This window comes from Pseudomonas sp. 1 R 17 (genome assembly GCF_900067035.1).
Classification (GTDB): domain Bacteria; phylum Pseudomonadota; class Gammaproteobacteria; order Pseudomonadales; family Pseudomonadaceae; genus Aquipseudomonas; species Aquipseudomonas marginalis.
In genome coordinates this window covers 29,496-55,190 of sequence record NZ_FKLB01000022.1, presented here as the reverse complement: position 1 = coordinate 55,190, position 25,695 = coordinate 29,496, and the positions used below count along the sequence as shown (strand labels likewise).

Annotated in this window: 20 protein-coding genes and 1 pseudogene; 13 read left to right on the top strand and 8 right to left on the bottom strand. The window is 64.8% G+C overall.

From position 1 onward, the window contains the following. Window positions 1-261: 261 nt before the first annotated feature. Together BFP99_RS33965 and BFP99_RS33960 are read left to right on the top strand one after the other, a co-directional pair. A pseudogene (locus BFP99_RS33965) lies at window positions 262-1,455 on the top strand (HAMP domain-containing protein); the annotation flags it as partial. Window positions 1,456-1,557: 102 nt separating this feature from the next. After that, window positions 1,558-2,313, top strand: coding sequence for a methyl-accepting chemotaxis protein (locus tag BFP99_RS33960; protein WP_370671276.1), 756 nt, complete (start codon window positions 1,558-1,560; stop codon window positions 2,311-2,313). A 212-nt stretch (window positions 2,314-2,525) separates the two neighbouring features. Here BFP99_RS33960 and BFP99_RS06960 read toward each other — a convergent pair whose 3' ends face one another. Both BFP99_RS06960 and BFP99_RS06955 read right to left on the bottom strand, forming a co-directional pair. Beyond that, window positions 2,526-3,974 (bottom strand): APC family permease, encoded by a 1,449-nt coding sequence (locus BFP99_RS06960; protein ID WP_065946937.1) that lies wholly within the window; start codon window positions 3,972-3,974, stop codon window positions 2,526-2,528. 223 nt (window positions 3,975-4,197) lie between these two features. Next, window positions 4,198-5,166: a helix-turn-helix domain-containing protein gene (locus tag BFP99_RS06955; RefSeq protein ID WP_065946936.1), complete on the bottom strand. Its 969-nt coding sequence runs from the start codon at window positions 5,164-5,166 to the stop codon at window positions 4,198-4,200. A gap of 192 nt (window positions 5,167-5,358) precedes the next feature. Between BFP99_RS06955 and BFP99_RS06950 the strand changes: the two genes are divergently transcribed. The 3 genes from BFP99_RS06950 to BFP99_RS06940 all read left to right on the top strand — a co-directional run bounded on the left by BFP99_RS06950 (window position 5,359) and on the right by BFP99_RS06940 (window position 8,863). Beyond that, window positions 5,359-6,735 carry an aspartate aminotransferase family protein gene (locus BFP99_RS06950; protein ID WP_065946935.1) on the top strand — a complete coding sequence of 459 codons (1,377 nt, stop codon included), beginning with the start codon at window positions 5,359-5,361 and terminating at the stop codon, window positions 6,733-6,735. A gap of 27 nt (window positions 6,736-6,762) precedes the next feature. Further along, window positions 6,763-8,217, top strand: coding sequence for an aldehyde dehydrogenase family protein (locus BFP99_RS06945; RefSeq protein ID WP_065946934.1), 1,455 nt, complete (start codon window positions 6,763-6,765; stop codon window positions 8,215-8,217). 82 nt (window positions 8,218-8,299) lie between these two features. Then, a complete protein-coding gene (locus BFP99_RS06940) occupies window positions 8,300-8,863 on the top strand; it encodes a cytochrome b (RefSeq protein WP_027606691.1) in 564 nt (187 codons plus the stop codon). Between the two features lie 90 nt (window positions 8,864-8,953). Here BFP99_RS06940 and BFP99_RS06935 read toward each other — a convergent pair whose 3' ends face one another. From BFP99_RS06935 to BFP99_RS06910, 6 genes are all read right to left on the bottom strand, one after another. Then, window positions 8,954-9,889: a FecR family protein gene (locus BFP99_RS06935; protein WP_065927405.1), complete on the bottom strand. Its 936-nt coding sequence runs from the start codon at window positions 9,887-9,889 to the stop codon at window positions 8,954-8,956. Next, window positions 9,886-10,395 carry a sigma-70 family RNA polymerase sigma factor gene (locus BFP99_RS06930; protein ID WP_065927404.1) on the bottom strand — a complete coding sequence of 170 codons (510 nt, stop codon included), beginning with the start codon at window positions 10,393-10,395 and terminating at the stop codon, window positions 9,886-9,888. The genes BFP99_RS06935 and BFP99_RS06930 overlap by 4 nt, the downstream gene beginning before the upstream one ends. Window positions 10,396-10,623: 228 nt before the next feature. Continuing rightward, on the bottom strand, window positions 10,624-12,171 hold the full coding sequence (locus BFP99_RS06925; protein WP_065946933.1) for an MFS transporter: 1,548 nt from the start codon (window positions 12,169-12,171) through the stop codon (window positions 10,624-10,626). 14 nt (window positions 12,172-12,185) lie between these two features. Beyond that, complete coding sequence (locus tag BFP99_RS06920; RefSeq protein WP_137212270.1) at window positions 12,186-13,403, bottom strand: cytochrome P450; 1,218 nt, start codon at window positions 13,401-13,403, stop codon at window positions 12,186-12,188. After that, window positions 13,403-14,080 carry an HAD family hydrolase gene (locus BFP99_RS06915; RefSeq protein WP_065946932.1) on the bottom strand — a complete coding sequence of 226 codons (678 nt, stop codon included), beginning with the start codon at window positions 14,078-14,080 and terminating at the stop codon, window positions 13,403-13,405. The genes BFP99_RS06920 and BFP99_RS06915 overlap by 1 nt, the downstream gene beginning before the upstream one ends. Further along, window positions 14,077-15,087, bottom strand: a complete 1,011-nt coding sequence (locus BFP99_RS06910; RefSeq protein ID WP_027606696.1) for a ScbA/BarX family gamma-butyrolactone biosynthesis protein — start codon at window positions 15,085-15,087, stop codon at window positions 14,077-14,079. Before BFP99_RS06910 ends, BFP99_RS06915 begins: the two co-directional genes overlap by 4 nt. A 400-nt stretch (window positions 15,088-15,487) precedes the next feature. Between BFP99_RS06910 and BFP99_RS06905 the strand changes: the two genes are divergently transcribed. Genes BFP99_RS06905 through BFP99_RS06870 form a run of 8 tightly spaced genes read left to right on the top strand, consistent with a single transcriptional unit; the run spans window position 15,488 to window position 25,694 of the window. Next, on the top strand, window positions 15,488-18,172 hold the full coding sequence (locus BFP99_RS06905; RefSeq protein ID WP_083221149.1) for a TonB-dependent receptor: 2,685 nt from the start codon (window positions 15,488-15,490) through the stop codon (window positions 18,170-18,172). 18 nt (window positions 18,173-18,190) lie between these two features. After that, a complete protein-coding gene (locus BFP99_RS06900; protein WP_065927401.1) occupies window positions 18,191-18,850 on the top strand; it encodes a class II aldolase/adducin family protein in 660 nt (219 codons plus the stop codon). Beyond that, on the top strand, window positions 18,847-19,746 hold the full coding sequence (locus BFP99_RS06895; protein ID WP_083221148.1) for a transporter substrate-binding domain-containing protein: 900 nt from the start codon (window positions 18,847-18,849) through the stop codon (window positions 19,744-19,746). Before BFP99_RS06900 ends, BFP99_RS06895 begins: the two co-directional genes overlap by 4 nt. Continuing rightward, window positions 19,739-20,482, top strand: a complete 744-nt coding sequence (locus tag BFP99_RS06890; RefSeq protein WP_065946930.1) for an amino acid ABC transporter permease — start codon at window positions 19,739-19,741, stop codon at window positions 20,480-20,482. The genes BFP99_RS06895 and BFP99_RS06890 overlap by 8 nt, the downstream gene beginning before the upstream one ends. After that, window positions 20,472-21,149 (top strand): amino acid ABC transporter permease, encoded by a 678-nt coding sequence (locus BFP99_RS06885; protein WP_065946929.1) that lies wholly within the window; start codon window positions 20,472-20,474, stop codon window positions 21,147-21,149. Before BFP99_RS06890 ends, BFP99_RS06885 begins: the two co-directional genes overlap by 11 nt. Then, window positions 21,146-22,348: a cystathionine beta-lyase gene (metC, locus tag BFP99_RS06880; protein WP_218064733.1), complete on the top strand. Its 1,203-nt coding sequence runs from the start codon at window positions 21,146-21,148 to the stop codon at window positions 22,346-22,348. Before BFP99_RS06885 ends, metC begins: the two co-directional genes overlap by 4 nt. Continuing rightward, window positions 22,345-23,379 (top strand): ABC transporter substrate-binding protein, encoded by a 1,035-nt coding sequence (locus BFP99_RS06875; RefSeq protein WP_065927397.1) that lies wholly within the window; start codon window positions 22,345-22,347, stop codon window positions 23,377-23,379. The genes metC and BFP99_RS06875 overlap by 4 nt, the downstream gene beginning before the upstream one ends. 26 nt (window positions 23,380-23,405) lie before the next feature. Continuing rightward, complete coding sequence (locus tag BFP99_RS06870) at window positions 23,406-25,694, top strand: TonB-dependent receptor (protein ID WP_065927396.1); 2,289 nt, start codon at window positions 23,406-23,408, stop codon at window positions 25,692-25,694. Window position 25,695 lies beyond the last annotated feature (1 nt).

Here is a 25,695-nt window from a genome sequence, read left to right as displayed (position 1 = left end):
TAGCGTTTTGTTTTAGTTGCGCGCTGAATTTGATCCTATGCCCGCCCTGGAACGGCTCGCTATCCCAAATCGGTAGCATCCAAAGCCCCGCCCCAAAACAGGTCGGGGCCGCCCGATCCCTCCTCGCGCTGTTGCCGATTTGGGATAGCCGCCCGGCCTGTCATGCCCGCACCCTAGCCTCACCCGTGCTATGCGCGGATGCCGGCAACAAGAATAAGAACGTGCCCATCACCGCCAACGCCCCCGTAGGAAGCCCCAGCCATGCGTCCAGCCCATCTCACCCTCCAATGGCGTATCACCCTGCTGAGCGGACTTTGCCTGCTGGCAGTCGTGGGCGCGCTGATTGGCGCCAGCGCCTACCAGAATCAAACCAGTGCAAAGCTGCTCAAGGAGCAGAGCAGCGCGTTGCTGACACAGGCCGCGCTGGAACGCTTGCAGGCCCAGGCCGTGGCTCATGGCCAACAGGTGGAGCGGTTTTTCAATGAAACCGCGCTGTATGGCGAAGGGTTCGCCCAGCAGGTTCTGCAACTGCGCGAGCAAACCCTCAATGGACGCCTGACGGTCGTGCAATTGCGTCAAGCCCTGGTCGGCATCGCCCGAGAAGCCCTCAGGCAGCGCGAAAAAGTCCTCGGCCTGTACGTGATCATGCTGCCCGATGCCCTGGCCGGCAGCGACGCCGACTGGCGCGACCAACGCGCCCTGGCCGGCAATGAAACCGGGCGCTTTGCGCTGTACTGGTCCCAGAGCCAGCCGGGGCAACTGGTGCAGGAGGTGTTGAGCGAGACACAAATCGCCGCCAACACTGCGCCCCCCGGCAGCGCACCGGCAAACGCCTGGTACGCCTGCCCTCAGGCGCAACGACAGGTGTGTGTGGTCGAGCCGTACACCATCGAAGTGGAAGGCCACAAAGCCCTGATGAGCAGCATTTCCATCCCCCTGATCGTCGACGGCAACGTGCTCGGCGTGGTGGGCATGGACATCAGCCTCGACACCTTGCAGAAACTGGCCGCCAACCTCAGCCAGGACCTGTACCAGGGCGACAGCCAGGTCACCCTGGTGTCGGCTTCGGGTCAAGTGGCGGGACGCAGCGGCGATGTCGCGGGGGAAACCCTGGACATCCGCCAATCCGTGCAAACGGCAGCGGGCACCCCAGCCTGGCAACTGCAGATCAAGGTCCCGCAGTCGCGGGTGCAGGCGTCCGCCCGGCAGATGCAGAGCGAACTGGACGACAAAAGCCGTGAGTCCAATTGGCTCAACCTTGGCCTGGGCATCCTGGCCAGCAGCCTTGGGATGCTGCTGATCTGGCTGGCGGCCTACGGCGTGACTCGCCCATTGCTGAAGATGGCCGAGCTGCTCGATGCCATTGTCGAAGGCGACGGGGACCTGACCCAGCGCCTGCCCGTCGGGCGACGCGACGAGCTGGGCCGCCTGGCCAATGGTTTCAACCGTTTCCTCGACACCTTGCAGCCGATTATTCGCGCCATCCAGACCGCGTCCCTGGACACCCGCGACAGCGCCGACACCTCGTCCGGCATTGCCCGCGAAGTCAGCGCCGGCATGCAGCGCCAATACCGCGAAGTGGAGCTGGCCGCCACCGCGCTGCACGAAATGAGCGCCAGTGCCCAGGAAGTCGCCCGTCACTCCCACAGCGCCGCCGACGCCGCCACCGCCGCCGAAAACGCGAGCCGCTCAGGCCAGGCGGTGTTCTCCACCGCCGAACGCAGCATCGAGGCCCTCGACCAACGCCTGGAAACCACCCTCCAGCAAGTCAACGCCCTGGCCGACAGCAGCAACCAGATCGGTCAGGTACTGGACGTGATCAGCGCCATCGCGCAACAGACCAACCTGCTGGCGTTGAATGCGGCCATCGAAGCGGCCCGTGCCGGCGAGCAGGGTCGCGGTTTTGCGGTGGTGGCCGATGAAGTCAGGCACCTGGCCAGCAACACCCAGAGTTCGGTCGAACAGGTGCGCACGGTGATCGAAACGTTGCAACAGTTGAGCCAGGCGGTGGTGCACAGTACCCAACTGAGCCGCGAGCAAGCCGGCGGCAGCGTGCTCCAGGTGCAACAGACCCGGGTGGCGCTGGGGCATATTTCCCAGGCCGTGGATGTGATCGAACAAATGAATCAGCAGATCGCCAGTGCGGCCCTGGAGCAGAGCAGCGTGGTGGACGATATCAGCCATCGCGTCAGCGACATCCGCGGTATCAGCGAAACACTCGCCGGGCGCATGCACGAGGCGTCGCAGGCCAGTGACGCATTGCATCAGATGGCCAATCACCAACAACAGCTGGTCGGGCATTTCCGCGTGTAATGGCGTGCCGCCTGACTGAGCTGCGGTGGCCGCCTTTCAACTCTCCAACATTGAGTTCCCCCATGATTTATCCACGCCGCTGGCTGATCCTCGGGATTATTTCCAGCGGGGCCTACTCGGCAGGCGTGGTCATTCCAGCCTGGTTGACCCTTCGACAGCCTTGACCACGCGCTGCTGGTCAGGCTGAGCAGGCAGGCACCACCGCCCACGCCTTAAAGCTTGTGGCTGCCCAAGGCCAGGAACCGCTGTGGCGACGCCTTGCGCAGCCGCGCCGCGAGGAATACACCGCCCAGCAACGCCAGGGGAATGATCGCGCAGAGGCCGTAGGACAGCAGTTGGCTGGCACCGGTCAGCACATCGAAATGCACCACCGCCAGCACCAGCACGGCCACGAGCGCCAGGCACGAGAAACCGGGGAGGATCTGCCCACGCCAGAGCCCGACCTTGAGCTGCGGATGGCGCCGGAAGAACACCAGCACCGCGGCCGAGGTCAGCGCCATCAGCAGTATCACGCACAGTGTGGCCAGGTTGGACAGCCAGGCAAACAGCTGCAGGATCGGATCGGCATCCAGCGCCGCGAAAATCAACACCACCACGGCCGAGATCAGGCTCTGCAAGGCCGAGCCCATATGCGGGCTCTGGTGCACGCGATGGGTGGTGCCCAACTGGCTGTGCAACAAGCCGTCACGGCCGATGGCGTAGAAGTAACGCGCGGCGGCGTTGTGAAAGGCCAGCAGGCCGGCATAGATGCTGACCATAAACAGCACCCGGATAACCTGGGTCAGTTGCGGGCCGACAAAGTGGTCGGACATGCCATAGATAAACGTAGTCGGGTCCTGCAAGGCCTGCAGCATCGGCACGATCTTGTCCGCGCCCACGCCCACCACCATCGACCACACCGACAACGCGTAGAAACCGCCGATCAGCAACACCGAGCAGTAGGTCGCAATCGGAATGGTGCGCTGCGGGTCCCGGGCTTCTTCACCGTAGATGGTGGTGGCCTCGAAGCCGATAAAGGCGGCGAAGCAAAACAGCAGGCCGATTGACGGCGTGCCGCTGAACACCTGGCGGCTGCTGAACGAATCCAGGTTGATGCCGCTGTCGCCACCGGACTTGAGAATGGCGAAATCCAGGACCAGGATCGCCAGGTACTCGGCGATCACCATCACCGACAATACCCGCGCGGACAGGTCGATCTTGCGATACCCCAGGATCGCGATACTTGCCATCGCCATCAGCGAATAGGACCACCACGGCAGCACCAGGCCGAAGGCGGCTTCCATGGTGCCGCTGACTACCCCGCCGAACATGCCGTACAAGCCGACCTGCAGGATGTTATAGGCAAACATCGCCAGCACCCCGGCCGCGCCACCGGCCAGGCCGCCCAGCCCACGGGCGGTGAACGCGTAGAAACCGCCGGCATTGGTCAGGTGGCGCGCCATGGTGGTGTAGCCCACCGAGAACGCCAGCAGCACCAGCAAGGCCAGGATCAGCAACGTCGGGGTGCCCGCGCCGTTACCCAGCATGATGCCGATGGGGAAGCCGCCGGCGATCACACTCAGCGGGCTTGCCGCCGATACCACGAAGAAGATGATAAAGCCCACACCCAGGGCGCCACGCTTGAGCTCCGTGGAGCTGTTGATCGAGTTGGATACACTCATGCTGTTGACCTTATTGTATGAGGCAGTCGCTGTAGGATCGGTGCAGCCGGCTGTCGACCGGTACCGAATAGCTTGTCGTTGTTGTTGCACGCTGGCATCGATCCTATGCCTGCCCGACAGCGTGCCGGTATCCCAAATCGGTAACGCAAGCGCCCACGGCGAAACACCTGCACATCCCGAGCGGACGACGCAGGCTGATTCCGATCTTGCTAAAGGCTTGGGTTCAGGCTCGCACTTTGCCGGTAATGGCGGCGCGGGTCGTGTGGGACGGCAACTGCGCGAACAGTTCCTGATACTCCGCGGCAAAATGGCTCAGGTGATAGAAGCCCCACTGGGCGGCGGCATCCCCAATCGACAGCTCGGATGCCCGGGTAGACATCAAGGTTCGGCGTACGCCGTTGAGCCTCACTGAGCGCAGGTAATTCAGCGGTGTGGTCTCGGCGACCGAGCGGAAGCTGTTCTGCACCGTGCGCCGACTCACCTGGAGACGCTGGCACAAATCGATCACGCTGGGCACGTTGATCATTTCGGTCGTGGCCAGGCGATGACATTTCTCGACGATAAAGCTGCGCGTGGAACTGGGGCTGCGCTGCTGCTTGTCACAGGCCGGGTCGGTCATCAGTTGCAGCAGCTCGCCGAGCATGGCTTGTTCCAGCGCCGACTCACGCTCGCGCGTGTAGTCGAGGTCATCGTTTACCAGGGCCTCGGAGAACAATGCCAGCAATCGACGCCGGGCCTGGGCGAAACGCTGGGGAGACACCTTTATCACCGGTTGGCGCAGCAACCGATTGAGTTCTTTCGCCGACGCCGTCTGTTCCAGCGCCTCTTCGAACAATTCACGCTCAAAGGTAATGGACAAAAGCTCCATGCCCATCGGCATATGGAACATGAACTCCTCGCCACCGTGGAGGAAGAACAGGCTGCTGTCATCCACCTCGCGGCCCTGCATGCGAACCGAGCCGGGCACATTGATCGGCACCGCAAAGCACATCTTGTCGCGAGGCGCCACGCCGTTCTGCACCACACGCTGGTTGATCTGCTCGAGGAACAGGTGGCAACCGGTCGTCGTCAGTTGCATCAGCGAACTCTCGGCCGAACCGGCGGTGAGCTGGCTGTAGTCCTGGCTCCACTGTTGGATAGTGGCTGCGTGGACGTGGATATCGCGGAAATGGCTGATCGTCTGGTTTTTCATTGGGGGGGTGTGCCTCTACCAACATTCTTGTTTTTAGATCGCCGATGCCTTTGATACTCGCACATCGGTCACATCCTGCAAATTGTTTATGCGCTGGATTGCCCGCGTCTCATGTGCCGATTCGGGCTACCGGCCGGGAACCCGCGGCGGAGATGATCGGCACACTTAAATCGACATTCCAGAGAGACCGTCATGAGTGAAGCCAACTTTCAAGCCCTGCACTTCGCGGATGCCCCGCACATTGTCTCCGGCACACTGCCCGGCCCCAAGACCCGCGATGCCCTGGCGCTGTCGGCGCGCACCGAGTCGATGGCACGCGGCGGCGGCCGCATGCCGGTGGCCATGGACCGCGCCTTCGGTGCAACCTTCAAAGACCCCGACGGCAACACCTACATCGACCTGTCCGCCGGCGTGGGCGTCAGCAGCGTCGGCCGCTGCCACCCCAAAGTGGTGCAGGCGATTCGCGAACAGTCCGAAGTGCTGATGCACGCCCTGGAAATCAACAGCACGCGGCGCACCGAATTGGCGGCCAAGCTCTCCGAGATCGCCCCCGATGGCTTGCGTGGCGACTGCGTGACCTTCTTCACCCAGAGCGGCAGCGATGCGCTGGAGGCCGCGATCAAGTTTGCCCGGCGCATTACCGGACGCCACCAGATCATCGCCTTCCATGGCGGCTACCACGGCGTGTGGCATGCCTCGGGCGCGCTGACCACCGGCACCGCCTACCGCAAGGGCTTCGGTGCCCAGATGGGGGGCGTGATCCACGCGCCCTACCCGTACGCCTACCGTTTCCCCTTCGACACCACCCACAAAAGCGCCGAGCAGATCGCCGGCGAGTACATCGACTACCTGTTGAACACCCCCTACACCGCCGCCGATGACGTGGCAGCCGTGATCGTGGAGCCGGTCCAGGGCGAAGGCGGCTACGTGCCACCCTCGCCGGAATTCCTGCAATTGCTGCGCCAGGCCTGCGACCGCAGCGGCACATTGCTGATTGTCGATGAAGTGCAATCCGGCGCAGGACGCACCGGCAAGATGTGGGCGGTCGAACATTCCGGCGTGAAGCCCGACATGCTCACCTTCGGCAAGGGCATCGGCAGCGACCTGCCCATGGCCGGGCTGATCATGCGTTCGGACCTGGCGGCCAAGATTCCCGACGGCTCGATGCCCAACACCTTTGCCGCCAACTCGTTGTCGGCGGCCGTGGCGTTGACCAACATCAGCATCCTGCAGGATCCACAACTCGACCTGCTCAACCGCGCCCACACGTTGGGGCTGGAAGCCCAGGCGCATATTCGCGGCTTCAACAGCCCGCTGGTCGGCGAAGTGCGCGGGCGCGGCCTGATGATCGGTATCGAACTGGTCGAGGATCCGCTCACCAAGGCGCCCCTGGCGGGCGAAAAGATCGGCCAGTTGATGGGCTACCTGCTCAACCACGGCGTGCTGATGATCCCCTGCGGCCGCTACAGCAACGTGATGCGCGTGATGCCCTCGCTGACCATCTCCCGCGAACTGTTCTTCAAGGCCCTGGACATCTTCGGCGACGCCCTGGCGTCCCTCAAGGCGTGAGCCTGCCCACTACTCGAGGACCGCAACATGACTGAGCACTTGAATCATTTCATCGAAGGTACGCCCTGCGAAGCCTTTGACCGTCGCCGTTTCGACCTGGTCAACCCCGTGACCGAGCAGGTGTATGGCAGCTCCGCCCGTGGCACCCGCGAAGACGTGGAACGTGCCGTGGCGGCGGCACGCCACCAACTGGAAAGGGGCGACTGGAGCCAACTCGGCGGCGCCCAGCGTGGCCGACTGTTGGCGAAACTGGCCGACTTGGTCGAGCGCGACAGCGAACTGCTGGCCGATCTGGACGCCAATGCCATCGGCCGCTCGCCCGTCGAACCGCGCCGGATGGACCTGCCCAACGCGATCGCCAACCTGCGCGCCGCCGCCGGCTGGGCCAACCAGCTCGAAGGTCGCACCATTCCCACCGGCGGTTACTTCGGCACCAAAACCCTGTCGTACACGGTGCGCGAGCCCGTCGGCGTAGTCGGTGCCATCGTGCCCTGGAACTCGCCGCTGATGATCACCGTGTGGAAGCTCGCCGCGTTGCTGGCGGCGGGCTGTACCGTGGTGGTCAAGCCTTCGGAGGAAACCCCGCAGTCGGCCCTGCACCTGGCGCTGCTGGCGCAGGAAGCCGGCTTCCCGGACGGTGTGATCAACGTGGTCACCGGCTACGGCAACGAAGTCGGTCGCGCCCTGTGCGAGCACCCGGATGTGGCCAAGATCAGCTTCACCGGCAGCCCCGAGGCCGGGCGTGAAATCCAGCGCACGGCCGGCGTGCTGTTCAAGCGCGTGGCCCTGGAACTGGGCGGCAAGAGCCCGCAGATTGTGTTCGACGATGCGTCCTTCGACGATGCCCTGCGCGGCTGTGCACTCGGCCTGTTCGCCAACCAGGGCCAGGTGTGTGCCGCCGGCTCGCGGATCCTGGTGCAGCGCAGCCTCGCCGAGCGTTTCGGCGCCGCGCTGGCCGAGGCCGCACACGCAGTGAACGTCGGCGACCCGCGCGAGCCCGGGGTACAGATGGGCCCGGTGGCCAAGAAAGCCCAGTTCGATCGCGTCAACCGTTACATCCAGCGGGGCATCGACCAGGGGGCAACCCTGCTGGCCGGCGGCGTCTCGACGCCCGAGCAAGGCTGGTTCGTGCGCCCGACGATCTTCGCCAACGCCCGCAACGACATGGACATCGCCCGGGACGAGATTTTCGGGCCGGTCGGCACGCTGATCACGTTCGACAGCGAAGACGAAGCGATCGCCCTCGCCAACGACAGCACCTACGGCCTGGCGGCCACGGTCTGGACCGGCGACCTGGCCAGGGCGCACCGTGTGGCGGCGGCGGTAAAGGCCGGCGCCGTCGGTATCAACTGCTGGAGCCCGCTGGACGCCAACCTGCCTTGGGGCGGCGTCAAGACCAGCGGTATCGGGCGTGAAGGCGGGTTCAGCGGCGCGCTGGCCTACACCGAGGAGAAAGTCATCACCGTGCTGCTGCCGGCCTGAGCACACGCGCTGTCCTGACCGAGCCACCCTCCAACGTCGAGGGTGGCCATTCCACCGTGCATCGCTCCCTGGAGAGCTTGATATGAACCCAATGGATCAACCGACAATCGATCGCTACCCGACGTCCCTGCGCCTGTTGCACTGGCTGCGGGCCGTACTGGTGCTGGGCCTGCTCTGGGCAGGCTGGCATATGACCGGCATGAATGATGAGGTGGCGAGCAAATTCGAGCTCTATTACCCGTGGCACAAGTCCTTCGGGGTGTTGACGTTCCTGGTGGTGCTGACTCAGCTCGCCGTGCGCTTTCGTACCCCCAGGCTGCCGCAGCCGCTGGAAACCCTGGCCGGGTATGAACGCTTCCTGTCACGCCTGACGCAGCGCGTCATGTATGTCCTGCTGGTGATCGTGCCGCTGATGGGTTACTCCATGTCGAGCACCTTTACGATGAGCGACGGGGTGTTCTTTTTCGGGGTCAACCTGCCGGAGCTGTTGCCGAAGAATGACGATTGGTTCGCGGTGTTCCAGTGGCTGCACAAAGTCCTCGCCTACACGCTGCTGGTGCTGATCGTGCTGCATGTCGCAGGCGCCCTCAAGCACCGCTTCTACGACCGCGATCCGCGCAACGACGTGCTGCGCCGCATGCTCTGAATGAATGAGGCGTGCAGGCAAGGGACATGAAATAACCCCGGCAGCCAGCGTGGCGGAGTCGTCTTCAGCCCCCATGCGCCTGACCGGCCCCTAGGCCCGCGCCCCGATCAACACCAGCACCCCACCCCACTGCGTCACCCTGATCGGCAAGCTTTGCTCCAAGGCCTCCAGGGTCTGGCGCGCATCATCCAGCGGGAACCGGCCACTCACGCGCAGCTGCGCCACCGCGGCATCCAGGCGCACGATGCCCTTGCGGTAGGGCCGGATCGCTTCCACCACGCTGGCCAGTGTCTGGTTGCGCACCACCAGCCAGCCGTCGAGCCAGGCGGTTTCGGTGGCGGCCATGGGCACTTGGGTGAGGATGCGCTGGTGGTCGAACAGCGTGCTCTGGTGCATGGCCACCCGTTGCTGGGCACCGCCGTCGAAGTGCAGCACCGCATCGGCATCCAGGGTGACCAGGCGCATCGCGCCGTCCTGTTCACTCAGCATCAGGCGGCCCGTGGTGGCACTGATATGGGCGGCGCGGGTCTTGACCTGCAGCGGACGCAGCAGGTTCACCAGCATTTCGCCGGTGCGCAGTTCAAGGCTGTGCGCGTCCCCGGCCAACGTCGAGACCACCTCGCTGCGGGCATTGAGCTTGAGGGTGCTGCCATCGGCCAGTTGCCAGGTGCGACGCTCGGCGGTGCCGGTGGCGTAGGTCTGCCCCGCGTCTTCAAAACGCCAGCCCCACCCCGCGCCGGCCGCCAGTCCCAGCGCACACAGACTGGTACGCAGAAATGCGCGACGGCTGTTGGGTTGCTCCAGGCTGCGCAGCAACTGCGCGCTGGAGCGCCCGCGCCAGGGTGAGGCCTTGAGCTGATCGAGACCGGCGAGCAGTTGCGCATATACCTGGCGATGATGGGCCGAGGTGCCCCGCCATTCATCCAGCGCCTGCTGCTGGGCGGGGCTGAAGTCGCCGGACTGGATCTGCACCAGCCAGCCGATGGCTTCCTCGGCCACCGGGTCGTTCAAAGGCTGTTTGCTCACTCGCTCAACCCCAGGTAACAGGCGCGCAGGGCCTGGGTCATCAATTGGTGGATGCGCCCCAGGGACAGGCCCAGGCGTTCACTGATCTGCGTGTAGGTCATGCCGTCCAACTGGCTGTGCACGAACACCGCCTTGGCTTGCCCCGACAGGCCGTCCAGCAGCCGGTCGATGGCCAACAGGCTCTCGATCAGAATCAGTTGTTCCTGGGGTGATGGGTGCACGTGTTCGGGCACGTCGGCGAGGATCTGCAAGTAGGCTTTTTCCAGGTCGCGTCGGCGCCAGCTCTCGTACATCAGGCGCTGGGCGATGGTGGTCAGCAGCGCGCGCGGTTCGCGAATGGCCGTGGGGTCGGGCAGCATCCACACCTTGAGGAAGGTCTCGGCGGCGATGTCCTCGGCGCTGTGACTGCAACCGGTACGATAGGACAGGCGGGCGCATAGCCAGCTGTAGTGCTGCTGGAAAATCTGGCCGATGAGGCGGGTCTTGAGCAAAGCATTCGGGTCCATAGGTCCATAATCTTCATGGACTGCACACGCCAGCGGACAAGTGGTGGTGGGCCTGTCGGTTTGAGGTAGACCTGCGTCCGGGCAGGTGAGTCCAGTTTGCCCCAGGGGGCATCACCAGATAAAAGAATAAAAAAAGCCATCGAACTGCATTTTTTGCATAACCTTCGGCGCCTTTACCGGCACGCCAAAGCACCGCCTGCGGGCATCGCAGGCGGTGCGGCGCCTGGCTCAGTGGGCGGCCAGTTGCGCCTCGCTGCGTTCCTGTTCGCGCAAGGGGCGCACCAGCCAGGTGACCACTACGGTCAGCACCAGCAGGATCACCGCCAGCGCCCAGAGCACGCCATGGAAGGCACTGTCATAGCCGCCGATAAACAGGCTGTGCACCGCCCCCGCCTGCTCCGCGCCCAGGGTTTGCAGGGACCCGGTGAGATTGCCGGCGGCGACGTCGTCGATCCAGCGTTGCAGGGTCGCCGGGTCGGGCGCCAGGCGGCTCAACGTGCCGCGCAACTGGCTGTCGAGCAAGGTCGCCAGCAGCGAGCCATACAAGGCCACCGCAATCGCTTCACTGCCCAGGCGGAAGGTGTTGAGCAGGCCCGCGGCCATCCCGGCCTTTTGCTCCGGCACGGTCTTGAGCGCCAGGCCATCCACCAGCCCGGCCGACAGGCCCATGCCGATGCCCACCAGCAACAGCGGCACTGCCAGTTGCCACAGCGCCACACCGACCTGGCTGACCAGCGCCAACGCCACCACACCGACCAACAACGCAATTAGGCTGGCCTTGAGAATGCCGATCGCCGACACCCCGCGTGCCGCCCACTTGCCCGCCAGGATCGGGCAAAACAGCATCGGCACCGTCAGCAGCAACATCGCCAGGCCCGCATGGGTCGCGCTCAATTGCAGCACGCCGAACAGGTAGCTCGGCAGGTACGTGAGCAAGGTCACAAAGCCGAACGACGCCGCCACGGTGACCAGCGCCAGGCCGACAAAGGGCCCGCGCGCCAGCAGCGACAGGTCGAGCATTGGCTGCAGGTGGCGACGCTCCTGCCAGGTAAACACCGCCAACAGCACCACGGCGACCGCCACCAGGCCGAGTACACCGCGGCTGCTCCAGCCCCATTGCGAGCCCTGCACAATCGCCACCATCAGCGCCAACAATGCCAGCACAAACAGCGTCGCACCCGGCACATCGAAGCGCGCGGTGTGTTCAGCCAGCACGCCATCGCGGGTAATCAACGGGCTGCCCAGCAGCACGATCACCAGGGTCACCCCATGGGCCCAGAAAATCGCGCGCCAGCCGACGCTGTCCAGCAGCAGGCCGGACAAGGTCGGGCCCAGGCTCACGCCCAGGCCGGCAACGGTGCCGAACAGGGCAAACGCGCGCAGCCGCGCCGGGCCGCTGAAGTGGGTGGACAAAATCGCGATGCCGCAGGAAAAGATCGCCGCCGCCCCGATGCCCGCCAGCCCCCGCGCCGCATCCAGCAGCCAGGCACTCTCGGCCACGGCGGACAGCACCGAGGCCACCACGTACAGCGAAGCGCCGGCGACAAAACAGCGTTTGCGCCCGAGCCGATCCGCCAGCGCGCCCCACGCCAGGGTGAAGCAGGCAAACGCCAGGTTGAACGCATTGACCACCCATTGCAGGCTGGTCAACGGCGCCTGGATGTCGGCGCCGATGGCCGGCAACGCGAGCGCCGTACCCGAGATGGAACTGGGCACGACGAAGATCGCCAGCAGGATGATGGTCAGTAGAGCCGTATCGGCAAAGGTCGTTTTCATGGGTCCTTCCAAGGTCAGGTTGAAGTGAAGCCGTGCACCGGCAAGCGGGCAGGACGGCGCAGGATGATGCCGTCGACCCAGGGCACCTGGTCCGCCGGCACCGCCAGGCGCAGGTTCGGGAAGCGCTGCACGAGGATCTGCAACACCGTGGTGATTTCCAGGCGCGCCAGGGCGGCACCCATGCAGTTGTGCATGCCGTAGCCGAACTGCAAATGCCGCGCACCCTTGCGGTCCAGGCGGATCGCCAGGGGCTCGGGGAACGCCGCCGGATCACGGTTGGCGGCAAACGCATCGGCGTAAATGATGCTGCCCGCGGGAATCAGCCCCCACGGCCCTTCCAGGTCGACGCTGGCCAGGCGCGGGAAGGTCGAGATGGTGCCCAGGGGAATCAGGCGCAGCAGTTCTTCGACCGCCTCCGGGATCAGCGCCGGATCGTCGACCAATTGTTGCCACAGCTCAGGGGCCGCCAACAGGGTGTACACCGATTTGGTCAGCACCGTGAGGATGTTCTGGTCGCCGCCGATCAATACCCCCAGGAGGATGCCCACCAGCTCCTTGTCGTTGAGCGGCGGCTCGCTGTCGGCACGGGTCGCGACGAAGCGCTGGATCAGCCCATCGGGATCGGTGGGCCGCGTACCGGTGACCAGGTCCGTCAGGTAGTTGTACACGCCCCAGAACTGGTTCAGCAGTTCCGGCACATCGGCGTCCGACGCCACCTGCACGGTATGGCTGAGGGGCCGGTAATACTCACGGTCACTCAAGGGGATGCCGAGCAACTGGCAATCCACGGTGGCGGGGATGTGGTCAAGCACCTGGGCAAACAGATCGGCACCGGGCGCCTGGCGCTGCAATACATCGAGGCGTTCATGGGTGGCGTGTTCCACCTTGTCGCGCAGCAACGCCACGCCACTGGGGCTGAAGTCCCGGGCCACCACCTTGCGCAGGCGACCATGGTCGGGGATGTCATTGTTGAGCAGCAGTTCAGGCGGCGTGATGGTCGGCAAAAAGCTCGCGCCGTCTTCTTCGTTGCACGGCGCGCGTATCGCGCGGTTATCCAGCAGCAACGCCTGCACGTGTTCGTAACGGGTCAGGTGAAAGGCCAGGTGGCCGCTGGGCAGCAGAATCCTCGGCAGGCCATTGGCGGGGCTGGCGGGTTGATAGGCCGGCGGTGCATCCAACTGCGGGATGCGTGCCACGGTGACCTCGGGTCTGGCGATCACGGCGATATTCATCAGGCAGGCTCCACGGCAGGTTGCAACAGGCTGACAGCGGTGAGGCGCTGCAGCTGGGCGAGCGCCTGGTGGTTGTCGATGAAGTGCAGCACTTGCCAGCCAAGCGCGGCGGCGGCGTCGATGTTTTCCGCGACGTCGTCGATCAACAGGCTGTGCTGCGGCGCGACGCCCGAGCGCGCGGTCGCCACCTGGAAGAACGCCGGCTCCGGCTTGCGGCTGCGCTCCTGGCTGGAATCGACGATCAGGTCCACCACCTCATCCAGGCCCACCATCGCCCGCCAATGCCGCTCCCACTCCACCACGTTGTTGGTGAGGATGCCGACGCGAAAACCGGCACGCTTGAGTGCGCGCACGGCGGCCACCAGCGGCGCATTGGCCGGCACCCCGGCGAACCATTGCGCGCCGAAGGTGTGCAGGTGAGCGCGGGATAAATCGACCTGCGGGTCACGGCGACGCAGGGCCTGCGCCAGGCGCTCGCCCCACTCGCGCTCGGTGAGCAAGGCACTCTCCACCGGCGCGAGCATGGGCACGCCCAACTCATCGGCCACATCGCCCATGGCCTGTTGCAGCACGTGTGGAGCCAGGCCGGTCTTGACCTGGTATTGCTCGAACAGCGCCGGAATCGGCGGCGACAGCACGCCACCGAAATCGAACCAGATAAATTGCAGGTCGCTCATCGCACACCTCCCGCCACCAGGGCCAAGGGTTGGCTGGCGACCAGCGGCAGCAACTCCAGCTCAGCGGTGGCAATCACCGCGCCGCCCTGCTCGACCTCCAGCGCCAGGGTGATGCGACCGTGTTCGTCGCGGGCCAGGGAGGTCAGGTCCGCACGGACCTGGGTTGGCAAACCAAACTCACCGAAGCGGGTGAACACCACATGGCAGCGGGATAACAGCAACTGCTCGGGGCCCACCTGCAACTGCCGGTCCGCCGCCACCAGCGCCACTTGGCGGAAGCCTTCGAGCAACAGCATGCCGGGGATATGGTCGAGGGGGTGGTCGAAGATCGCCGGATTGTTCAGATCGACGATCAGCGGCGCCACCAGCGTCGCGGCGCCCTGCTCCAGTTCACGGCCGAGCACCACATTGTTCAGCCAGTGACGCCCTACGGCGGATGGACTCAAGGGTGGCGGCAACTGTGCCAATGGGTCGGCGTTGGCGGGAATCGCCGCCAGGCCACGGGCACGCATCTTGTTCCAGGCCGCGCCGCTCATCCAGCGAATGCTCATGCGTTCGTGGCGTGCAGCCACTTCGCCATTGATGCTCAGGGACATGTTCAGGGTCACGCCACTGCGCTCGCCGTGGCGCAGGTATTCATCCACCACGTAGACATCGATCTCGGCGGATGCCGGACGATCCCCCACCACCAATAAACTCCGGTCGGTCACGCGGGTCACACTGTCCAGGTAGATAAACTTGTCCTGGGCGCTGACGTCGAGGAACGCATGGGAGATATAAATTGACGCCTGGCGGAATACTTCCAGCAATAACAGCATGTCGTAGTGTGCGGCGCGGTGGGTATGTTCACTGAAGTAACTGTGGGTACGCGGTAGTTGGGCGCTGCAGCGAAAGTGTCCTTCCTTTACCAGTTCCGCGCCGGTCAGGAACACTTCGCTGACGGCGGCACGGTGCACCATGCTGCGCGGCACGGTGTTTTCGCAACGAATAGCCAGGGCTTCAGACATAGCAATCTCCTCCTTTGATTACCGCGAGAAGGCTAAGCTGAAACGTTTTTTCTCCACAACTGACCGAACGGCTAGGTCGTTGGACATGAACCTGTAGAACTTGCACTTCAGACATGGGTATCTGTCTCCTGATGAGCTTCTCCGTAAGCGTGCAGACCGCCGTACACGTTCATCGCGGTGAACGTTGTATGCTTTGCGCGGACAACCCGTTCTGGCTGTCAGTACCCTTGTGCAGATAGTCCCTTATATTTTCACTGCGCACTTAGACCCATTTGATCGAAGCTTATAAGCGCAACTAAATCATCTAGACACCCAACTAATCGTTCTAACTTAGTAGTGAAAATCCACACGCGAAGTTGCTCAAGGTCGTAAAGAACATCACGACCCGGAGCAGATTCACATGTTGAAAACAGGATTCACCCTGGCGCCTTTGGCGTGTGCATTGGCCATGGGCGGGCTGACGCTGCCAAGCCTGGCGTTGGCGCAAAACGACGCGGCGTCGGTACAACGGGTGATTGACTTCAATATCCCCGCAGGCCCCCTGGATGAGGTGCTGCTGAGCATCTCCCAGCAAAGCGGCCACCCTATCGCCTTCGACCCGCCGCTGGTGGAAGGCCGTGGGAGCCGCGCGATCCAGGGCCGACTGAGCCAGGAACAGGCGCTGGGCATTGCCTTGGGCGGCTCCCCGTTGGGCTTCAGCCAGACGGCCAGCGGTGCGGTATTGATCCATCGACTGGCCGACCCTGCAGCGGCGGCCAACAGCCAACCGCTGGCGCCACGCCTGAAATCCGTGGAGGTGATCGGCACCCGGCGCAGCGACGTCACCGCACTGCAAAGCGCGGCCCCCGTGGATGTGATCAGCAGCGAGCAACTGCAGCGCGCCGGCACCGATAACCTGGCCAAGGCCCTGGAAACCCTGGTGCCGTCGGTGAACTACCCGCAGGTCAACGGCACCGATGGCGTGTCGTCGCAGCGGCCGGTGTCGTTACGTGGGTTGGCCGCCGACCAGGTGCTGGTGCTGGTCAATGGCAAGCGTCGGCATGCCTCGGCGTTCGTCAACACCAAGGCCACCCTGGGGCGTGGCTCACAGGCGGTGGACTTGTCGACGATTCCCGTCAGCGCCGTCGACCATATCGAAGTGCTGCGCGATGGCGCCTCGGCCCAATACGGCTCGGATGCGATTGCCGGGGTGGTCAATATCGTGCTCAAGGAGCAGGACCACGGCGGCGCCGTGCAAAGCACCTTCGGCCAGTACACCAAGGGCGATGGCTTTCGCCGGTCGGTGGGGGGCTGGAGCGGTTTCACCTTGCCCGGCGATGGCTTCCTCACCCTCAGTGGCGAAGGCCTGCGCAGCGAACGCACCTCCACCGGCGGCACCGATGGCCGGCAGTTCTACCCCAGCGGCGACGCCCGTGAAGCGGATGCCGACCGCCATTGGCGCTACGGCTCGCCGGGCCTTGAAGACTGGAACCTGGCGCTGAACAGCGGCCTGTCCCTGAGCGACACGGTCGACCTGTACGGCTTCGCCACCTACCAGGACCGTACCGGCGAATCCCAGGCAACCTTTCGCCGCCCCATCGACCCCAACAACCTGGTGGCCGTGTACCCCAACGGTTTCCTGCCACTGCTCGACGTGCGCTCGCGGGATGCCTCGGTCACCGGCGGCGTGAAGATTCGCGATGAGCAACTTGGCAGCTTTGACCTCAGTGCCAACTACGGGCGCAACCGCATCGACTATCACCTCAGCGATTCGCTCAACGCCAGCCTCGGCGCCGCGAGCCCGACGAGCTTCAATGCCGGGGCGCTGGTCAATGAGCAAACCAACGTCGGGCTGGACCACATCAAGGAACTCAAGGTCGGCTGGGGCGCAGGCCCGCTGGTGTTCTCCAGCGGCCTGGCGTGGCGCAACGAAGCCTATGAAGTGATCGCCGGCGACCTCGCCTCCTGGACCCACGGCAGCGCCCTGCCCGCCCGTGCCGGCGGCGCCCAGGGCTTCCCCGGCACCCAGGACAGCGACGAAGGCCGTTATGCCCGCCATGTGTTCGGCGGCTACCTGGGCCTGGAGCAGCAAGTCACCGACAAACTGCAACTGGGCCTGGCCGGGCGCAGCGAGCACTACGACGACTTCGGTACCACCAGCACCGGCAAGTTCTCCGCGCGCTACGACTTCACCCCGCAATGGGGCCTGCGCTCGACCCTGAGCAGCGGCTACCGCGCGCCCACCCTGGGGCAGATCGGCACCTCGGCGACCCAGACCGAGTTCAAGGCCGGCGACCCCACCGCCTACCAGGTCGGCACCGTCAGCGTGAACACCCCGGTCGCCCGCGCCTTGGGCGCCAGTGACCTGAAGCCGGAAAAATCCACCAGCCTGTCCCTCGGCGTGGTCTGGCAGCCGCTCGAGCGTGCAAGTGTCAGCCTCGATGCGTACCACATCCGCATCAAGGACCGCATTGCCCTGTCGGAAACCCTCAGCGGCCCCCAGGTCAGCCAGATCCTCGCCAACCAAGGCTATGGCAACTACTCCGGGGTGAGCTTTTTCACCAACGCACTCGACACCAAGACCAGCGGCGTGGACCTCGCCGCCCACTATCGCCTGGACCTGGCCGACGCCAGCCAGTTGACCCTCAACGGCGCCTTCAACTACAGCAAGACCCAGGTCACCGACATCAAGGACAACCCCGGCCCGCTGGCCGGCACCGGCATCACCCTGATCAATCGCGAAGCCCTGAGCTATGTGGAAAGCGCCTCGCCCAACAGCAAGCTGATCCTCGGTGCCGACTGGCACAAGGGCGCCTGGCAGGCGAGCGTCAACACGATTCGCTACGGCACCTACACCCTCGATTCCAACCTCGGCGAAGCCCGCGACCAGACCTTTTCGGCGCAATGGGTGAGCAACGCCAGCCTGTCCTACGACATCAGCCAGGCGCTCACCCTGACCCTGGGCGGCAACAATATTTTCGACAGCTACCCGGACAAGATCGACGTGGCCAACCGCTTTGTCGGCGGGCGCGTGGCCTACCAGAGCATCTCCCCGGCCGGTGCCGAAGGCGCCTTCTACTACGTGAAAGCCGACTACCGCTTCTGACTCAACCAAGGAGTTCCCATGAGCTTTGATCCTGTGCGTTTTACCCAAGTGTTCGAACACGACTTTGCCCTGGCCAAGCAACTGCTGATCAAGCACCAGGTGTTGTCGAGCAATGAGGCGGGCAATATCAGCCTGCGTATTCCCGGCGAAGCACGGCTGGTGATTGCCTCGCTCAGCGGCGCCGACAGTGGCGTGGCGGCGATTGTCGACTTCGACCTGCAACACAGCCAGGGCAGCCTCACCGACAACCTCAAGGAAGTGGCGGCGCTGCACGTGGCGATCTACCGCGAGCGGCCCTCGGTGAATGCGGTGATTCACACGCACTCGCCGTACCTCACCGCCTTCGCGATTGCCGGGCGAGCGTTGCGCCCCCATGCCACGCAGTTGCTGGGGATTCTGGATGAAGACCAGGAGGTGCCGCTGACGGCGTGGGGGCCGCGGTATGCGCCGGAGCCGGTGGTGGCGGCGTTACGCGAGCATCCGCGTGCGCCGGCGGCGTTGCTGGCCAATCACGGGCCGTTTGCGTGGTCGGAGCGGGACGTGCTGGCGGCGACGCGGTTGTTGGTGAACCTGGAAGAAGCGGCCTACCTGACCTTCCTGGCGCAGCAGCTCGGTACGCCGCAGCCCTTTCCCAGCGGCGCGGCGCAGCGGTCGCGCCTGGGCTGGAGTGCGACATGAGTGCGCTCGCTCATCGCCCTGATAAAAGTGGAAGGGGCGGTGCGACGATTCGACTTGCCTCCGGCCCTTACGACAGGTCACTTTGGCAGCGGGCGCTGTTGGTTATTTTTGCATTCGGCGCACTCCACGCCCACGCCGAACCCCTGCTGGAACGGGCCCAATCCCGTGGCACCCTCAACGTCTGCACCAGCGACGAATTCCCCCCCTTCAAGACCTTCGATGCCCAAGGCAAGCCCGGCGGGTTGATCCTGGACCTGATCGTCGACCTGCAACAGCAGCTGTCTGCCAAGGTCGGCCAGCCGCTCAAGCTGCAACTTGTGCCAGTCAATCCGCTCAACCGCTTGCTGTTTCTCGAACAGGGCCGTTGTGAAGTGCTGGTCACGTCCCTGCTCGACACCCCCGCACGGCGGCGCGAAGTGGATTTCGCCAGCCCCGGTTTCTACAGCTCGGCCGCCACGGTGTTTGCGCCGAAAAGCACCGCCGTGCCGGACTGGCAAAGCCTGCGCGGCAAGACCCTGTGTGCGCCCGCCACCAGTGTGTGGGTGCGCCCGTTTGAAACGCGCTACGGCGTGCAGTTCGCCTCGTTCAACGGCACGGCCGAAGTGCGCAAGGCGGTGGCCGACAGCCGTTGTCTGGGGGCGATGGGTGACGATGCGTTGTACAGCGCCCTGGCGCGCCAGCCGGAATGGGCCGATTACGAGGTCAAGCTGCCGGGCCAGGATCCGGCGCCGTGGGGCATTGCTTTGCGCAAGGGCCAGCCGGCGTTGTTGGCGGCGGTGTCGAGTATCGTCGAAGGCTGGCATGCCCAGGGCGTGATCATCGGCCTGGAACAGCGCTACGGCCTGGCGCCGAATGCCTGGGTAGCGCAGCAGCATGCGCGGGCCAGCCATGAGTGAGGCCAACCTGCGCCTGTGGCTGGAACAGCATGGCCTGTCGCTGAGCATCCTGTGGGACCCGATGGACCGCCAGCGCTTCCTGCTCGGCCTGGGCCTGACACTGTTGCTGTCGGTGGCGAGTATTGCCCTGTCCCTGGTGATCGGCGTGTGGGGCGCTGCCGGCCTGGGTTCGCGCCGCTTGCTGTGGCGCCGGTTGAGCGCGGGGTACGTCGCGTTGTTTCGCAACACGCCGCTGTTGGTGCAACTGTTCTTTTTCTACTTCGGCGTCGGCGCCTGGCTGCCGCTGGCGGACGACACCAGCGTGCGGCTGCTCAACGGCACGCAATGGGCAATCATCGTGATCGCCCTGCACAGCGGCGCGTTCCAGGCCGAGAACCTGCGCGCCGGTATCGATGCCGTGCCCCGCGCCACCCTCGACGCGGCCGCCGCCCTCGGCATGCAGGGCGCCACGGTACTGCGCCATATCGTGCTGCCGCTGGCGCTGCGCAACAGCCTGCCGGCCATGGGCAATACGGTGGTGCAAACCATCAAGTCGACCTCGATTGCCTACGCGATTGCGGTGCCGGAATTGCTCTATGCGAGCAATCGGATCTGGTCGGACAACTTCAACGTCGCCGAGATGATGCAGGTCTTGCTGCTGGTCTGGTTGCTGCTGATCGGCGCCAGCAGTTGGCTGCTGCGCCGCCTGGAAAACCATCTGCGCCTGCCAGGCCAGGAGTTGCCCGATGCTGCCTGAACCCTCCTGGCCCGTGCTGTTGTGGCAGTGGGCGCCGGCACTGTTGCAAGGCTTCGGCCTGAATATCCTCATGGGCGTCACCGCGATGCTGGTGGCCACGCTGGCCGGTGTCGTGCTCGGCAGCCTGCAGGTCAGCGCCCGGCCGCGCCTGCGTCGTGGTGCCGGGCATCTGAGCCGCCTGCTGCGCAACCTGCCGTGGCTGGTGGTGATGTTCTACGTGGCCTACCTGTTGCCCTATGAAGTGCATTGGGCCGGGCGCTGGTGGCAATTGCCGGATTGGCTCAAGGTCGCGCTGGGCCTGGCCCTGCCCGCTGTCGGCTATGTCTCGGAGATCGTGCGCGGCGCCGTACGCGCGGTGCCGATGGGGCAATGGGAAGCCGCCCAGGCCCTGGGCATGCATCACGGCCAGGCGCTGCGCCACGTGATCATCCCGCAGACCCTGCCCAGCCTGGTGGCGCCGTGGATGAACCTGTATTGCGCGGTGACCATGTCCACCTCCCTGGCCAACCTGCTGGGGGTGGAAGAGCTGATGACCACCGTGCAATCGCACCTGTCCACGCAACTGCGCAACGACCTGCTGCTGCCCGCCTACGGCTTGGTGTTCATCGCCTTCTTTGTCTACATCTACCCCCTCTCCTGCCTGGCCAAACGGCTGGAGCGCACATGAGCACTGACCCCATGCATGACGATACCCTGCTGACCCGGTTGGGACGCGACCCCGCCAGCCACGAAGGCAGCGTCAACACCCCGGTGTATCGCAGCTCGACCTTTATCTGGCCCGACACCGGCACCCTCGAAAACCACCTGCAACAGGCCGCCGACCCGCACTATCGCGGGCATATCTACGGCCGTAACGGCAACCCCACCACCGCCGCGTTCGAAGACGCCGTGGCGCAGCTGGAAGGCGGCTTTCGCGGGCTGATCATGCCCAGCGGCCTAGCGGCGATTGTCGGCGCGGTGCTGGCAGTGGCGCGGGCCGGCGACCATATCCTGGTGACCGACAATTGCTATTGGCATGCGCGCCAGGTGTTCGACCAGATCCTGCCGCGCTATGGCATTGAGGCCACGTACTTCGCGCCGATGCTCGGTGCCGACATCGCCGGCTTGCTGCGCCCGAATACGCGCCTGGTGTACGCCGAAGCACCCGGTTCCAGCACCTTCGAGGTCCAGGACATTCCCGCCCTGGCCAGTGCCGCTCATGCCCACGGCGCATTGCTGATGCTCGACAACACCTGGGCCACGCCGCTGTTCTTCAAGGCGTTCGCCCACGGCGTGGACATCTCGATTCATGCCGCCACCAAGTACCTGGTGGGTCATAGCGACGCGATGCTCGGCGTGATCGTCACCACCCAGACCCTGTATTCGACGGTGCGCGAGACCGTCCGCCAACTGGGCTATATCGCCAGCGCCGACGACGCTTACCTGGGCCTGCGTGGCCTGCGCACCCTGGGTGTACGCCTGCGCCAGCACCAGCGCTCGGCGCTCACCGTCGCGCAGTGGCTGCAACAGCGTCCCGAAGTGGCCCAGGTGCTGCACCCGGCGCTGCCGGGGGCCATCGGGCACGACTTGTTCAAGCGCGATTTCCTCGGCTCCACCGGGCTGTTCGGCGTGGTCCTCAAGCCGCATTTCGAGCCCCAAACCAACGCCTTCCTGGAAAGCCTGCAGTTGTTCGCCATGGGCGCCAGCTGGGGCGGTTTCGAGAGTCTGATTCGCCAACAGCAGCGCCACCCTTCAGCACTGATTGAACCAGGCGTGTTGCTGCGCCTGCACGTAGGCCTTGAAGCCGTCGAGGACCTGCTCGCCGACCTGCAACAAGGCCTCGAACGCCTGAGCACCACCCCCCATTCCCCAAGGAGTCTGCCATGAGCCAAGCACTGCCCACCCATTACAGCATTTGCCCGCTGCTGGTCGCGTCCAATATTGCCGTTGAACTCGGTTGGCTGGACGAGGAATACCAACGCGTCGGCGCCGACGCGATCTACCTGCGCTCACTGCCCGACAACCTCGGTTGGCTGCCGCACTTCACCCATGGCGAAGCGCGCTTGATTCGCGACGGCGGCGCAGTGCCGGCCTTGTGGGCGCGCGCCGACCAGGCCGATACGTTGCTGGTGGCCAGCACCGCCACCCAACGCGCCGGGCAGATCCTGGTGCGTGCCGAGGGGCGTATCCGCCAGGTCGCCGACCTGTTCGGCAAGCGCATCGGCGTACCGGTGAGCCGCAACAAGGCGCGGGTCGATGTGCTCAAGGCGCTGGCCGAACATGGCCTGTTCAATGCCCTGCAACTGGCCGGGCTGGAGCCGTCGCAAGTGCGCCTGATCGAGCTGGAGGATGAAGGTGATCCGCAGACCTTGCTGCCGGCGGTGCGGCCTTCGGCGTTCTGGTCGCAACTGCATGGGCTGCATGGCCAACCCGGGCATGAGGTGCAGGCCCTGGCCGAAGGCCGTGTGGACGCGCTGCATGTCGCCGCTGGGCATGTGCCGGCACTGCTCGCCAGCGGTGAATTCACGGTAATCGAAGACCTGGAACGCTACCCGGACTGGACCCTGAAAAACCACAACGGCCCCTACGCCACCACCGTCAACCGCGCCTTTGCCGAAGAGCATCCCCAGGTGTTGGTGGCGTTCCTGCGCGCCGCGATCCGCGCCGGGCGCTGGATCAACCAGCACCGCGATGCCGCCGCCGAGCTGTTCACCCGCGTGACCTTCCTGCCGGACGCCGGGTTTATCCGCCGCGCCATTGCCGAGCTGGATTTTGTGCCGAACCTGGCGCCGCAGAACCTGGCGGCCCTGGAACTGAAGAAGGACTTCCTGGTGCAACGCGGCTTCCTGCAGAACGACTTCAGCGTGCACGAGTGGGCCCAGCCCGAGTTTCTCGCCCAAGCCCACACCGGGCTTTAACGCCACACCCTTGCCAAGGACAGACAATGATTGCTCAGTACCGCAAGACCCTGCTGGCCAGCCTGTTGGTCGCCGATTCAAGTTGGGCGGCGCAGGCCGCCGATTCCACCGAACCCCGACTGAGCAAAGTCGAGGTGGTCGGTGCCCGCGTAACTGAAGCCAGCGCCGCCATTGGCGAAGACAAGATCAGCAATACCCTGAGCATCTCGCACCAGGCGTTGCTGTCGGCGCCGGCCGGCACTTCGGGGCTGAAAATGCTCGAGGCGCTGCCCGGTTTCAACGTGCAGGTCAACGATGCGCTGGGCCTGTATGAGTTCGGCAACTCGGTGTTCGTGCGTGCCTTCAACCTGCAGCAGATCGGCTTTTCCATCGACGGTGTGCCCCTGGGACGTACCGATCAGTTCGGCGGCAGCCCGATCTATCGCTACGTCGACAATGAAAACACCGAGCGGGTCACCGCCTCCACCGGCGCGGGCGACGTGTCGCAATCGGGCTATGCGTCCCTGGGCCCGTATGTGGATTACCAGACCAGCAATCCCACCCTCGAGCCGGGCGCCAGCCTGTCCTACACCCTCGGCAGCGACAGCCTGCGGCGCAGTTTCGTCAAGCTGCAAAGCGGCGAGTACCAGGGCCTGTCGGCGTATTTCAGCCGCTCGAAAATCGACGGCGACCTATGGCGCGGCCCCGGCACCATCGACCGTGAACACCTGGAAGCCAAGGTGCGCTATCGCTTCGGTGAACGTGACGAGGTGTGGCTGCGCGCCGTGCACAACGCGTTCTACGACTACGACTCGCCCTACGTGAGCAGCGCCCAGTACGACGGCAGCGCCAATGACCCGTTCGGTCGCTCGGGCCGTTACTTCGCCTACCTCGGCAGCCTGCCCGACTTACCCGAGAGCGTGCCCGGCGTGCGCTACAGCAACACCAACTACAACCAGTTCTACAAACAGGCGGTGAACCAGCGCCGCGACACCTTGTACAGCCTGGGCGGCCAGTTCGAGATCCGCCCGGACCTGCTCAACTACACCACCCTCTACTACGAGGCCAAGAAAGGCTTTGGCGTGTCCCCGGAGGCCTACGCCACCTCCCTGGCGCTGCACAATGCCGAAAACACGGTGGATGGCCTGTTTGCCCCACGGGGCGTGCAATACGGTTTGTCGTCCCTCAGCGGCCACCGCTTCGGCGGGCGCACCGGGCTGCAATGGGACATCGGCCAGCACCAGATCGACACCGGGGTGTGGGCCGAGACCGATGTGTTCAACCGCCAGCAGGCGCGCTACAACCTCACCGACGGCAGCCCGGCCGGCGAGCCGCTGTTCAATGAGCCGGTGCACCTGCAAGGGGATTTCAGCTCTACGCGCAATTCGTTGCAGTACCACCTCAAGGACACCTGGACCCTGCTCGACGACCGCCTGCGCCTGCAGTTCGGCTTCAAGAGCCTGCACCTCAAGTACCGCATCGAGGGCTATCGCAACGCCGGCGACTACATCAACGACCGCCAGCCGCGCCTGGCCACCCAGTGGAACGACGCCTTCCTGCCCCAGGCCGGGCTGGTCTACAACCTCACCGATGACACCCAGGTATTTGCTTCCTATTCGGAAAACATGGCCCTGCCCCGTGGCGCCGACGACATCTTCCGCGCGGCCAGCCCCAGCGCGCCGCCACCGGAGGCGGAGCGGGCGAAGAACTACGAGGTGGGCTATCGCATCAACCGCCCGACCTTCAACGCGGCCTGGGCGCTGTACCGCACCGACTTCGATAACCGCCTGCAAGCCTTCGCCTCAGCCGTGCCCGGCAGCAGCCAGGTGGAAACGTACTACCAGAACGTCGGCAAGGTGCAGGCCTACGGCACCGAGCTGAGCGGGCAATGGAAACCCCCGGTCCTGGCCGACAAGGTGGTGCTCAACGGCAACCTGACCTACAACACCTCCACGTTCCGGAACGACGCCGGCGGCCTTTCGATCAAAGGCAACGAGGTGCCCGACAGCCCGCGCTGGCTGGCCCAGGCCGGGGTTACCTATGAGCTGGCGCCATGGGCACTGCTGAACTTCTCGGCACGCTATATCGGCGAGCGCTACAGCAACTTCACCAACAGTGAATCCGTGCCCGGCTACACCCTGTACAACGCCTACCTGGATCTGGGGGGCGAGCGCCTGCACTACGGCCCACTGAAGAATGTGAAGGTGCGCTTCAATGTCGACAACCTGTTCGATAAGGACTACCTCGGCTACATCCTCACCAGCACCAGCGGCCCCGCCGTGTTCCGACCGGGTTCGCCGCGCACCTTCCAAAGCACCTTGAGCATGGAGTTCTGAA

Bases quoted from the DNA above. Each gene is read 5' to 3' on its own strand.
- BFP99_RS33960 (WP_370671276.1), top strand. From the start codon at position 1,558: ATGCAGCGCCAATACCGCGAAGTGGAGCTGGCCGCCACCGCGCTGCAC.
- BFP99_RS06960 (WP_065946937.1), bottom strand. From the start codon at position 3,974: ATGAGTGTATCCAACTCGATCAACAGCTCCACGGAGCTCAAGCGTGGC.
- BFP99_RS06955 (WP_065946936.1), bottom strand. From the start codon at position 5,166: ATGAAAAACCAGACGATCAGCCATTTCCGCGATATCCACGTCCACGCA.
- BFP99_RS06950 (WP_065946935.1), top strand. From the start codon at position 5,359: ATGAGTGAAGCCAACTTTCAAGCCCTGCACTTCGCGGATGCCCCGCAC.
- BFP99_RS06945 (WP_065946934.1), top strand. From the start codon at position 6,763: ATGACTGAGCACTTGAATCATTTCATCGAAGGTACGCCCTGCGAAGCC.
- BFP99_RS06940 (WP_027606691.1), top strand. From the start codon at position 8,300: ATGAACCCAATGGATCAACCGACAATCGATCGCTACCCGACGTCCCTG.
- BFP99_RS06930 (WP_065927404.1), bottom strand. From the start codon at position 10,395: ATGGACCCGAATGCTTTGCTCAAGACCCGCCTCATCGGCCAGATTTTC.
- BFP99_RS06925 (WP_065946933.1), bottom strand. From the start codon at position 12,171: ATGAAAACGACCTTTGCCGATACGGCTCTACTGACCATCATCCTGCTG.
- BFP99_RS06920 (WP_137212270.1), bottom strand. From the start codon at position 13,403: ATGAATATCGCCGTGATCGCCAGACCCGAGGTCACCGTGGCACGCATC.
- BFP99_RS06915 (WP_065946932.1), bottom strand. From the start codon at position 14,080: ATGAGCGACCTGCAATTTATCTGGTTCGATTTCGGTGGCGTGCTGTCG.
- BFP99_RS06910 (WP_027606696.1), bottom strand. From the start codon at position 15,087: ATGTCTGAAGCCCTGGCTATTCGTTGCGAAAACACCGTGCCGCGCAGC.
- BFP99_RS06905 (WP_083221149.1), top strand. From the start codon at position 15,488: ATGTTGAAAACAGGATTCACCCTGGCGCCTTTGGCGTGTGCATTGGCC.
- BFP99_RS06900 (WP_065927401.1), top strand. From the start codon at position 18,191: ATGAGCTTTGATCCTGTGCGTTTTACCCAAGTGTTCGAACACGACTTT.
- BFP99_RS06895 (WP_083221148.1), top strand. From the start codon at position 18,847: ATGAGTGCGCTCGCTCATCGCCCTGATAAAAGTGGAAGGGGCGGTGCG.
- BFP99_RS06890 (WP_065946930.1), top strand. From the start codon at position 19,739: ATGAGTGAGGCCAACCTGCGCCTGTGGCTGGAACAGCATGGCCTGTCG.
- BFP99_RS06885 (WP_065946929.1), top strand. From the start codon at position 20,472: ATGCTGCCTGAACCCTCCTGGCCCGTGCTGTTGTGGCAGTGGGCGCCG.
- metC (WP_218064733.1), top strand. From the start codon at position 21,146: ATGAGCACTGACCCCATGCATGACGATACCCTGCTGACCCGGTTGGGA.
- BFP99_RS06875 (WP_065927397.1), top strand. From the start codon at position 22,345: ATGAGCCAAGCACTGCCCACCCATTACAGCATTTGCCCGCTGCTGGTC.
- BFP99_RS06870 (WP_065927396.1), top strand. From the start codon at position 23,406: ATGATTGCTCAGTACCGCAAGACCCTGCTGGCCAGCCTGTTGGTCGCC.